Here is an 11,770-nt window from a genome sequence, read left to right as displayed (position 1 = left end):
GGGTTATGAAATGAAAGTAATAAAAGGCTTTACTTTGATAGAGGTGTTAATAACTGTTGCCATTGTTGGCCTTATTACGGCAATAGCATATCCCTCTTATATAGAGTCTGTGCGTAAAAGTAATCGAGCAGAAGCCAAGACAGAGTTGTTTGATTTTGCGCAGAGATTGCAGCGGTGCTACACCTCGTTTGCTCGGTTCAATGACAAAGACAATTGCCCCGCATACAAGACGCTTGAAGCTGGTACTTATGTAACGCGTGGTTCTAGTTTTTATAAAATAACGGTCGCCCACCCGGGAGCAGGAACGACAACCTACGAGTTAACCGCAGAGGCGATTAAACTGCCTCAAACAAAAGATACCGCAAATGGTTGTAATAAATTAACACTGGATCATACCGGGGTGCAAAAACCGGAAGTGTGTTGGTAAGCCAGCAATAAATAAAAAAGCGGCATTTACCTGCCGCTTTTTTATTTATTCAATGGTTTAACCCACTATTCATCATCCAGCCCCAACTTCTGCAGTCTATACCGTAGCGATCTAAAACTAATCCCCAGCTGTTTTGCAGCCAGTGTTTTGTTCCACTTGGCTTGCTCCAGTGCGTGACAGAGGATTTCTTTTTCAACGTCTTGTAAATATTCGTCCAGCGAGGAATATTCTGCGCAGCGTGCGGGGTAGTCTAGTTGTACGTTATTGCTGCGTGCCGATGATTTGTTTGTTGCATAGGTTTTTTCAGAGCCGTTATCGAATGGGTGATCATGCCCTCGCAATTGTAGATCCTGAGTGTCGATGATATTGCTATCGCAGAGCGTGAACGCACGCTCCAGAATATTTTCCAGTTCTCGCACATTGCCGGGGAAGTGATAATTTTCCAATATGCGCAATGCATTTGCTGACAGCGTGGGGGCAGTAAGTCCAATATCGGTTGCGAGTTTATGCAGTAAGTGTTGGGTTAGTTGCGCAATATCTTCGCGCCTTTCACGTAAGGGGGCGACTGAAAGCTGAATAACATTCAGGCGATAAAATAAATCCTGTCGGAATCTTCCTTCGCTAACTTCCAACTCTAAATTTTTATGTGTTGCACAGAGAATACGTACGTCGGTGGCAATTTCGTCGGCTGCTCCGACCGGGCGAACCTGTTTTTCCTGAATCGCACGCAGCAATTTCACCTGCATATCCAACGGTAAATCGGCAACCTCGTCAAAAAATAAGGTGCCACCTTCCGCTGCTTGAAATAAGCCAATTTTGTCTTGATGAGCTCCGGTAAAGCTGCCTTTTTTGTGGCCAAAAAATTCGCTTTCCATGAGTTCGCGTGGAATTGCACCACAGTTGACGGCGACAAAGGGTTTGCTTGCCCGCGGCCCTAAATCGTGAATTGAGTGAGCAACTAATTCTTTTCCCGAACCTGATTCGCCACTGATGTAGACGGGGGCTTGGGAGCGTGCGAGTTTTTCAATGCGGCGAATTAAATCTTGAATGGCTTTTGATTCGCCGATGATAGGCGTTACGCTATTGATTGGTTTTGGTTTGAGTTCACTGGATTCAATTGCGGTGCTGACCAGTTTGCGTAACGTGGTTAAATCTACGGGTTTGGAGATGAAATCAAATGCTCCGGCTTTCATGGATTCAATTGCGGTATCGATGCTGCCATGGGCGGTAATAACCGCTACCGGAAGATGAGGATACTGCTGTTGAATTAATTCCACCAATTCCAATCCTTTGCCATCGGGTAAACGCATGTCGGTCAAACACAGATCATAGTGGTTCTGTAGTAGCAATTGTTTTGCGCTGGCAACAGAGTCGGCGCTGTCAGTGTGAATTTGCATCCGCCCTAGGGTGATTTCCAGAAGTTCACGGATATCTGGTTCATCGTCGATGATTAATGCACGTTTTTGAGTCATAACTGTTTTTGAATCCCATGAGCTTTTTTATTAGGAATTTTTATCCGGATGCGCCAACTGTAAATGAAAGCAGCTTTCGCCTTGTTCTGTGCGTTTGTAGGAAATAATTGCCTGATTGGCTTCGCACAATTCTTTGCAGATGTACAGACCCAATCCCGAACCGGTATTTTCCGTGGTAAAAAAAGGTTCAAATAAATGTTTGCGGTTTTCTTCGCTGATGCCTGCGCCAAAGTCTATCACCCGAATATAGGGTTGTTGTTGGTTGATGTCCAGGCCGATTTCTATGCGTAAATCAGCGCGGCCTGTTTGTGCTATGCCATAGCGGATACCATTATCAAAAAGATTGGTTAGCACTTGCTGTAGTTGGCTGGTGTCAAATTTGGCGCACAGGCTGGTGATCATGCTCGTGTCGTCGTAGTCAAAGTCGCTGTGTGAATCGCCGATGTTTTTTTCTTTTATAAGAATATTGAATTGCGAGCCATTACTTTTGCTGGATTTGTAGTCAGCGACAAATGTATGAACCCATTGCTGCAAGTTAATCTGGGTTGGCTTGGCCCCGCGTCGGCGCGATAGCTGTAAAATATTTTCGATAATCTGATTAACGCGTTTACTGTGATTGTTGATGATATCCAGCAGGCGCTGTTCGCTTGCGGATAAGGTATCAGATTCACCCAGCAGTTGGCTTGCATGGCTGATGGCGCCGAGCGGATTGCGTATTTCATGGGCAATACTGGCGGTTAGTCGCCCTAGTGATGCGAGTTTCAATTGTTGTGCTTGTTGATTGAGTGAGCGCACATCTTCAAGAAATATCAATACGTCTGCAGAGGTGCCTGGTTCCAGGTAAGCGAAATTGGCTTTGGCTTCGGTAATAGTGTCGCCGTCAATTTTTAAATAGGGCGAGTGGTCGTTGGCATTGCGCTGCCAGGATTGATGTTTTTTATATAGCTCAGGAAAATTATCCAAACGTAAGTTTGCCGTGGTGTCCTGTGTTGAGCCGAGTAACTTTAAGGCAGCTTGGTTGCATAATTCTATTTCAAGATTTTCGTTTAATACTAAAATCCCGGTGCGCATTCTTTCTACAATAATTTGTGCTAATTTTTGCAAATGTGCTGCTTGTGCTGCTTGTGTTTCGGCCTCTGCGTACGAGAGGCGAATTTTTTTGGTGAGATATTGAAAAAGTATCGCCGTTAGAAAGGCGAGAGCGCTGAGTGTTCCAGAAGCGAATAGAGATTTGTTGTCTTGCACTAGAATCAAAAAGCGAAAGGCTCCCTCGCCGATCACTACAATGGTGGTGATAGCAGCAAGAAAAAATGAAATTCGCTCGCGCAGCATAATGCCGCCAGCGGCAATGGCCACGAGTAATAAATAACCCAAGCCACTGAGTGCGCCGCCACTCGCATGCATTAAGAGACTTATTGCAATCACATCAATTAGAAGCGAGCTAAATAGTTTGCGCTGGGAGGGCGAGTATTTTAATCGCCACATCACCGCCAGGGTTACAAAGTTGATGGCGGTATAAGCAGCTGAGGTGTAAAAAAAGAGATCGGGGTTGTCGTTGCCCAATACTTTGGGGGCAAACTCTATTTGGAACATTAGCAACAATACGCTACCGAGCAGTGTGCGGTAGTAGGTGTAGATACGCAGCAAATCGTAGGGATTGTAGCTGGGTTGATGGTTCAGCAAATTGGATGTCATGGTGTTGTTCTGTGTCCTTTGCGGATAAGCGGATAAATTCTACTTGGCTTTAAAAGGCTGGATCGCAGACAATGTGCGCCAGTGTTTGAGTCGCCTGAAGCCTATAATCCTTTTAGGTGTCTGGTTGCATAGGTCAATTGTGTTGGCAATTTTGCCAGTTTCCCAGTGCTTATGCTGCTTTCCAGCGTGTGATTCCAAGCTTAATTTTCAGCAATGCTGTTCCCACTTTACTATCGCATGAGCTCTATGTCGCAGTTACAGTTTATTCTCGCTCAAATTAATACCCTTGTAGGGGATATTCCCGGCAATACCGCCAAGGTGCTCAGTGTGGCTCGTGAGGCGCTGGCCGATGGCGCTGTAGATGCCATTGTGTTCCCTGAGTTGACCTTAACTGGCTATCCGCCGGAGGATTTGTTGCTGCGCCCAAGTTTGACTCTGCGCATCGAGCGGGCGCTGCAGGAATTGAGTGAAGCAAAGCTGCCGGTGGCACTGGTGATCGGCTATCCCCGGTTAAAAAGCGGGCTGCTGTACAACATGGCAGGGGTTATCGCGGATGGAAAATTAATTGCCGAATACGCCAAGCAGTGTTTGCCGAATTATCAGGTGTTTGATGAAAAGCGCTATTTTGCTGCGGGCGATCAAGCCTGTGTATTTAATCTTAAAGGTGTGCCGACAGCCTTAAGTGTCTGTGAAGATATCTGGTTCGCCCAGCCTATGGCGCAGGCCAGCGCTGCTGGCGCTAAGCTGATGCTCAATCTCAATGCCTCCCCTTACCATCAGGGTAAGCAGCAAACCCGTGAGGCAACAATTGCCCAGCGCGCCCGAGAAGGGCAGATGCCCGTGGTGTATACCAATCTGGTTGGCGGTCAGGATGAGCTGGTGTTTGATGGTGGCTCGGTAGTTATCGATAGCCAGGGCATCACCCAATTTCGCGCTCCCTCTTTTGCTGAAGGCCAGTTTCCCGTGGTTGTGACGTGGGAGCAGCAACAAGTCAGCATTCCATCTCAGCCGCTTGCTGCGCTGCTCGACAATACCGCCGCGGTGTACCAAGCGCTGGTGGTTGGTATGCGCGATTACGTCAACAAAAACCGTTTCAAAGGCGTGGTACTGGGCTTGTCGGGCGGCATAGATTCGGCGTTGACCTTGGCGATTGCAGTGGATGCATTAGGTGCCGACCGCGTTGAGGCGGTGATGATGCCGTTTCGCTATACCTCTGATCTCAGTAAAAATGATGCCGCCGATGAAGCTGCGCGCCTCGGTGTGCGCTACAGCTCGATTAGTATTGAGCCCATGTATGAAGCCTTTATGGCTGCGCTCAGCGATGAGTTCGCAGGCACCAAACGCGATACTACCGAGGAAAACCTGCAGGCCCGCTGCCGTGGCGTACTGCTAATGGCGATCTCCAACAAAAAAGGTTATCTGGTGCTGACTACCGGCAATAAAAGCGAAATGGCGGTGGGTTACTCCACGCTGTATGGCGATATGGCTGGTGGTTTTGATGCGCTTAAAGATGTGCCCAAAACTCTGGTGTTTGCCCTGTCGCGCTACCGCAATACATTAGGCGAGGTGATTCCCGAGTCGGTTATCACCCGTCCGCCATCGGCTGAATTGGCGCCGGATCAGAAAGACGAAGACAGTCTGCCGCCTTACGATACCCTTGATCGTATTCTTGAATTGTATGTAGAGCAGGACTATAGCGCTGAGGCGATTATCAACGAAGGTTTTAATCGCGAGCAGGTTGAGCGGGTGGTACGTTTGGTGGATGTGAATGAATACAAACGTCGTCAGGCGCCGATCGGCGTTCGTATCAGTCAGCGCGGTTTTGGTCGCGATCGCCGTTACCCGATTACCTCAGGCTGGAAGCTGGGGGATTAATTATCCGTAAACCCTATACCCGAGAACAATAAAGGCCGCAAAAGCGGCCTTTATTGGTGTGCAACGGTGCGATTATTCTGCGCGTGCTACATCGCTAGTGGTCTTGTACTGTGGGTCGTAAAGCTCGCGGGTATCAAAACCGGTAATTTCATCTTTACTGAACAAGCCGAGGGTGAGGTAGGCCAACCAGCGAGACCTACCGTTGTTGTACATATACTCGTAATCAAACGCGCCTTTTTTGTTCAGCGCAGGATAGTCGGCATAGTTGAGTTTAAGAATTTCCAGCATCTCATTGGATTTTTCAGGCATCTTTAACAGGTGATAACCCTGTACCATAACGGCCAGCGCATCGGGTGTGGATGGCGCCTGTGGAAAGTTCTCTAATACATAGCGGCCACGACCTACGGCTGCGACATAAGCGCCGCGTTTAAAGTAGTAGTTCGCGACATGGATTTCGTAGCGCGCCAAGTGATTGCGCAGATGTAACATGCGCTTTTTGGCATCGGCAGCATAGTTGCTGTCGGGGTAGCGATTGAGCAACTGGGTAAAGTTGGCCAGCGATTCACGTGCTGCGCCTGGGTCGCGTTTGGAGGTATCGACCGGCATTACGCGCTCAAACATGCCCTTGTCTTTAGTGAAAGAGGCCATGCCGAGCATATAGTAGGCATAATCTACATTGCGGTGCTGGGGGTGCAGGCGGATAAAGCGGTTGGCCGTGGCAATGGCTGCATCTGCCTCACCGGACTGGTAATGGGCGTAGATAAGTTCTAACTGCGCTTGATCGGCGTAGGTGCCAAAAGGGAAGTTTTCTTCGAGCGAGTTGAGATTTTTGATCGCGGATTCCCATTGGCTGCGCTCAAGTTGCTCTTCGGCGGCATTGTATAAATCCGCTTCGGTGGTGTATTCAGGCTCTTTGCTGGAGCAGGCAGTCAGCAGCACGAGGGTGCTAAGCATCAAACAGGGCAGGACTCGCATAGGGTTATAGACTCTTATCTCGATAAAATAGACCCCGTTTGCGGGGCAGGGTATTTAAACACAGAGCTTGGCGGATACCAATCTGGCAGCAGTAAAAGCTCCCAATTTCCGATTTTTGGCGAATCATTTGCAGCCAGAAACAATCACTAGAGGTTTTTTAATGAAAGATGTTTTTGACCTGAGCGCCCATGTGCCCATCCAAATGAGCGGCATGCGCTTCGACCAGATCGCCTCCGAGTTGTTCCCTGACTTTTCCCGCTCGCGTCTATCGAGCTGGATTAAAGATGGTCAGCTCAAAGTGGATGGTCGCACGGCCAAGCCCAAAGATAAGCTCATTGGCGGTGAAGTGCTGGAGCTTAAGGCCGAGTTAGAAGCGCAGGGCGATTGGCAGCCGGAAGAGATCACGCTGGATATAGTCCATGAAGATGACGACCTAATCATCATCAACAAGCAGGCCGGCTTAGTGGTGCATCCAGCGGCGGGCAATTACACCGGCACCTTGGTAAATGCCTTGCTCAACCACATCCCCGAACTGATTAACTTGCCCCGTGCAGGTATTGTGCATCGCCTCGATAAAGAGACTACCGGTTTGATGGTTATCGCGAAAACCTTGGAGGCGCACACCGATCTCGTCGAACAGTTGGCCGACCGCACGGTAAGCCGCGAATATGAAGCGGTAGCGGTAGGCACTATGACCGGCGGCGGTACCGTAGATGCGCCCATGGGGCGCCACCCTATGCAGCGTAAGCTCATGGCGGTACTCAAAGCCGGCGGCAAACGCGCGGTGACCCATTACCGCGTAGCCAAGCGCTACCCGAGCCACACCCATATTCGCGTCAAGCTGGAAACTGGCCGCACCCATCAAATCCGCGTGCACATGGCGCACATTGGTCACCCGCTGGTGGGCGATCAAACTTACGGCAGCCGTTTCAAGATCCCCAAGGGCGCCAATCAGCATTTGATCGACACGCTTAAAAGTTTCCCGCGTCAGGCGCTGCATGCGTTTAAGTTGGGTTTGGAGCATCCCGGCACCGGTGAATACACCGAGTGGACGGCGCCCCTGCCAGAGGATTTCAAAAATCTGCTCGATGCACTCAACACCGGTTTTACTCTTGCCGATGACTAAGTTAGCGGGCATTACTCCCAGCTGGCCTGCCCCCGCGAATGTGCGCAGTTACATTAGCACCCGTGTGGGCGGCCTAAGCCAGCCGCCCTACACCAGCAACAATTTGGGGCTGCATGTGGGCGATGATCCCGAGCATGTCGCCGCTAATCGCGCGCAGCTTTCGGTGCAATTGGGGCTGCAAAAAACGCCGCAATGGCTGGAGCAAATCCACGGAGTGAAAGTCGTCAATGCCAAAAGTGATGGTTTGGTGCGCACTGCGGATGGCAGTTTTAGCGATAAACCCGGCCAAGCCTGTTTGGTGATGACGGCCGATTGCCTGCCGATTTTATTGTGCGATAAACAAGGCACCCAAGTAGCTGCATTGCATTGCGGTTGGCGCAGCCTGGCCAAGGGTATCTGCGCGCGCGGCCTGCAAAAGTTCAGCGGCGCACCGGGCGATATTCTCGCCTATCTCGGCCCTGCTATTTCCCAGCCGCACTTTGAAGTGGGGGTGGATGTGCTTGAGGCGTTTTTTAAAGCGGCGCGCAACCCGCAGCATGCGGAGCAGATTGCCACTGCGTTTGTATCTGCCCAGCGGCCACTGCATTTTTATGCCGATATCTACGCCCTCGCGCGTGCCGAGTTAAATGCGCTGGGGGTGACATACGTTTATGGTGGCGATTACTGCACCTACGAGGATGACACACGGTTTTACTCCTATCGCCGCGACAAAATCACCGGCCGCATGGCGAGCTTGATTTGGCTGGAATAATTTTTTTGCCCTACTGCATCCAAGTGGGCACTATTGGCATCTAATCTGGTGAGTTTTACTTTTATCAACGCCCACAAGGAATCATTATGGATCTCGATCAAATTGAAAAACTGAATGACCTGAAGCAAAAAGGCCTGATCAGTGAAGAAGAGTATCAACAAGCCAAGGAGCGTATTTTGGGTGCCCAGCCGCAACAGGCCGCATCTACATCGCAACCCCATACCATTACCATGCAAACCAACAACTTTGATTATGCGATGGTGTTGCACCTCACCCAATTCTGTTCCTGGTTGTTTCCATTTTTGGGCTTAATTGTGCCGCTGATTATGTGGCAATCTAAAAAAGAAGACCCCTATGTAAACGAGCAGGGCAAGGTGGTGATGAATTGGGTGTGTAGCTCGATTATTTATGGCATTGTCGGCATTATTCTGTGTTTTATCCTGATCGGTATTCCGCTGTTAATTTTGCTATTTATCTGCTCTGTAGTATTCACCATTATGGGCGCGATGGACGCCAACAAAGGCATCATCAAGAACTACCCTATGGCGATTAAATTTTTTGATGTCAAAGAAACTCCACGCGCGCCGGTAACGCCGGTTGAGCCGCAAAATTGATCTGGCGCAAATAACCCGTTTTATTTTCCGCAAACATGACAAGCAGGCTGTTGGCCTGCTTGAAATCCCCCTCCTCACGCCCCACCTCAGCTTCAACCGAGTAACACATCGCTTGAGGTAATCCATGCGTATCGACCGTTTAACCAATCAGCTGCAAGTTGCACTCTCCGATGCCCAATCCATCGCGCTGGGGCAGGATCACAGTCAATTAGACCCAGGCCATTTGTTATTGGCGATGATCGACCAAAAGGGTGCGGCCAGTGTGCGCCTGTTGTTGAGTCAGGCCGGATTTGATGTGGCGGGCTTGCGCACAGCGCTCAATGAATATCTGGAAAATTTACCGCAAATCAAAAACCCCACCGGCGAGGTCACTATGTCGCCCGACATGGTGCGCCTGTTAAATCTTGCCGATCGTCACGCGCAAAAAGTCGGGGATAAATTTGTCTCCAGCGATTCGGTGCTGCTGGTGTTAATGCTGGAGTCGCAAGGTGCGGTGCCGGAATTATTGAAAAAATTTGGCAATGCCCAGCGCTTGCAGCAAGCGATTCAAAAAGTGCGCGGAGGCGAAAACGTGGATGACGCTGATTCAGAAGGCAACCGCCAAGCATTGGAAAAATACACGGTGGATTTAACCGCGCGCGCCGAAGCTGGCAAGCTCGATCCAGTGATTGGCCGCGATGACGAAATTCGCCGTACCATTCAAGTGCTGCAGCGCCGGAGCAAAAATAATCCGGTATTGATTGGCGAGCCAGGCGTGGGTAAAACCGCGATTGTGGAAGGTCTTGCCCAGCGCATTATCAATGGCGAAGTACCTGAAGGTTTAAAAGATAAGCGCCTGCTATCGCTCGACCTGGGCGGTTTGCTCGCCGGAGCAAAATTTCGCGGTGAATTTGAAGAGCGCTTGAAATCAGTCATCAACGAATTGAGCAAACAAGAAGGCCGCATCATTTTATTTATCGATGAATTGCACACTATGGTCGGCGCCGGTAAAGGCGAAGGCGCAATGGATGCGGGCAATATGCTTAAACCGGCGTTGTCGCGCGGTGAATTGCATTGTGTGGGGGCCACCACGCTCGATGAATATCGCAAATACATTGAAAAAGATGCCGCACTGGAGCGCCGCTTCCAAAAAGTGCAGGTGGATGAACCGAATGAGTCCGACACCATTGCCATTCTGCGCGGCTTAAAAGAGCGTTACGAAGTGCACCACGGGGTGGATATTACCGACTCAGCGATTATCGCGGCGGCAAAATTATCCCAGCGCTACATCACCGATCGTCAATTACCCGATAAAGCCATCGATTTAATTGATGAAGCGGCCAGCCGTATTCGCATGGAAATCGACTCCAAACCGGAAGAGATGGATCGCCTTGAGCGCCGCTTGATTCAATTTAAAATTGAGCGCGAAGCGGTGAAAAAAGATGAGGACGAACCGAGCAAAAAACGCCTCGCCAAGCTCGATCAGGATATTGATAAATTCGAGCGCGAGTTAAATGATTTGGAAGAAATTTGGCGTGCAGAAAAAGCGGCGTTGCAAGGTTCACAAGAAATTAAAAGCCAGTTGGAACAGGCGCGTTTGGAGTTGGAAGACAAGCGCCGCAAAGGTGATTTGGCGCGCATGAGTGAATTGCAGTACGGCATTATTCCGCAACTTGAAAAACAGTTAGATATGGCCAGCCAAGCCGAAATGATGGAAATGAAACTGCTGCGCAATAAAGTCACCGAAGAAGAAATTGCCGAAGTGGTTTCTAAATGGACCGGCATTCCCGTATCCAAAATGTTGGAGGGTGAGCGCGATAAATTATTGCGCATGGAAGAGGCGCTGCATAATCGTGTTATTGGCCAACATGAAGCGGTGGTTGCTGTATCCAACGCGGTGCGCCGTTCGCGCGCCGGTTTGAGCGATGCCAATCGCCCCAATGGTTCGTTTTTATTTTTAGGGCCGACCGGTGTGGGTAAAACCGAGTTGTGTAAATCCCTTGCCGAATTTTTATTTGATACCACCGATTCTATGGTGCGTATCGATATGTCGGAATTTATGGAAAAACATTCGGTGGCGCGTTTGATCGGCGCACCACCGGGTTATGTGGGTTATGAAGAGGGCGGTTATCTTACCGAGACTGTGCGCCGCAAACCCTATTCGGTAATTTTGCTCGATGAAATCGAAAAGGCGCATCCCGATGTGTTTAATATTTTGCTGCAAGTATTGGACGATGGCCGCTTAACCGATGGCCAAGGGCGCACAGTGGATTTTCGCAATACCGTGATTGTAATGACGTCGAATTTAGGTTCGGATCGTATTCAGGAATTAGCGGAAGATAAATCGTTTGATACGGTGAGCTTCGATAGTTTTGTGAGCGATGATTCAAATAACTCGTTAAATAACGAGAATCGCTACAACGCAATGAAAGATGCAGTGATGGAAGTAGTGACCGGGCATTTCCGCCCGGAATTTATCAACCGTATCGATGAGGTGGTGGTGTTTCATCCACTCGGACGCGAACAAATTCGCGGCATCGCCGATATCCAGCTGGAGCTGTTGCGCACCCGTTTGGCTGAGCGCGAACTGAGTTTGGAGTTGGATAATGAGGTAATGGATAAACTGGCCGGAGTTGGTTTTGACCCAGTCTATGGTGCGCGCCCACTAAAACGCGCAATCCAGCAATTGATTGAAAACCCGCTCGCGCAGGATATTCTCGGCGGTAAATTTATGCCTGGCGCGATTATTCACGGTCACTTAATTGGTGACAAAATCGTGTTTGATCCGAAACGGCTGAACTAATAGTGCATATTGCAGTACATTAAAAACGGCCATCGTTGAATGGCCGTTTTTTA

The 11,770-nt window shown here is 49.6% G+C and carries 9 protein-coding genes; 6 read left to right on the top strand and 3 right to left on the bottom strand.

Annotated elements, in window-relative coordinates; genetic code table 11:
- Positions 1-10 precede the first annotated feature (10 nt).
- The gene (locus tag AC2CG4_RS12355) at positions 11-427 is read left to right on the top strand and encodes a type IV pilin protein (RefSeq protein WP_484486545.1); all 417 of its coding nucleotides are present in this window, start codon (positions 11-13) and stop codon (positions 425-427) included.
- A gap of 65 nt (positions 428-492) precedes the next feature.
- Here the strand turns inward: AC2CG4_RS12355 and AC2CG4_RS12350 are convergent, their stop codons facing one another.
- Entirely contained in the window at positions 493-1,899 is a 1,407-nt protein-coding gene (locus tag AC2CG4_RS12350; RefSeq protein ID WP_484486544.1) for a sigma-54-dependent transcriptional regulator, read from the bottom strand.
- A 30-nt stretch (positions 1,900-1,929) separates the two neighbouring features.
- Positions 1,930-3,594 carry a sensor histidine kinase gene (locus AC2CG4_RS12345; protein WP_484486543.1) on the bottom strand — a complete coding sequence of 555 codons (1,665 nt, stop codon included), beginning with the start codon at positions 3,592-3,594 and terminating at the stop codon, positions 1,930-1,932.
- Between the two features lie 246 nt (positions 3,595-3,840).
- Here AC2CG4_RS12345 and AC2CG4_RS12340 point away from each other — a divergent pair, with 246 nt between their 5' ends.
- A complete protein-coding gene (locus tag AC2CG4_RS12340) occupies positions 3,841-5,469 on the top strand; it encodes an NAD+ synthase (protein ID WP_484486542.1) in 1,629 nt (542 codons plus the stop codon).
- A 72-nt stretch (positions 5,470-5,541) separates the two neighbouring features.
- Here AC2CG4_RS12340 and AC2CG4_RS12335 read toward each other — a convergent pair whose 3' ends face one another.
- On the bottom strand, positions 5,542-6,444 hold the full coding sequence (locus tag AC2CG4_RS12335; protein ID WP_484486541.1) for an outer membrane protein assembly factor BamD: 903 nt from the start codon (positions 6,442-6,444) through the stop codon (positions 5,542-5,544).
- A gap of 160 nt (positions 6,445-6,604) precedes the next feature.
- Here AC2CG4_RS12335 and rluD point away from each other — a divergent pair, with 160 nt between their 5' ends.
- From rluD to clpB, 4 genes are all read left to right on the top strand, one after another.
- Entirely contained in the window at positions 6,605-7,570 is a 966-nt protein-coding gene (rluD, locus tag AC2CG4_RS12330) for a 23S rRNA pseudouridine(1911/1915/1917) synthase RluD (protein WP_062061053.1), read from the top strand.
- Positions 7,563-8,321, top strand: coding sequence for a peptidoglycan editing factor PgeF (gene pgeF, locus AC2CG4_RS12325; RefSeq protein ID WP_484486540.1), 759 nt, complete (start codon positions 7,563-7,565; stop codon positions 8,319-8,321). The genes rluD and pgeF overlap by 8 nt, the downstream gene beginning before the upstream one ends.
- Positions 8,322-8,407: 86 nt before the next feature.
- Entirely contained in the window at positions 8,408-8,935 is a 528-nt protein-coding gene (locus AC2CG4_RS12320; protein ID WP_484486539.1) for a magnetosome magnetite crystal formation protein family, read from the top strand.
- A gap of 124 nt (positions 8,936-9,059) precedes the next feature.
- Entirely contained in the window at positions 9,060-11,717 is a 2,658-nt protein-coding gene (clpB, locus tag AC2CG4_RS12315; RefSeq protein ID WP_484486538.1) for an ATP-dependent chaperone ClpB, read from the top strand.
- Positions 11,718-11,770: the final 53 nt, after the last annotated feature.

The organism is Cellvibrio sp. ATLC23 (assembly GCF_057196725.1).
Note: the sequence above shows the minus strand (reverse complement) of the source record. Positions and strands in the feature narration are given on the sequence as shown.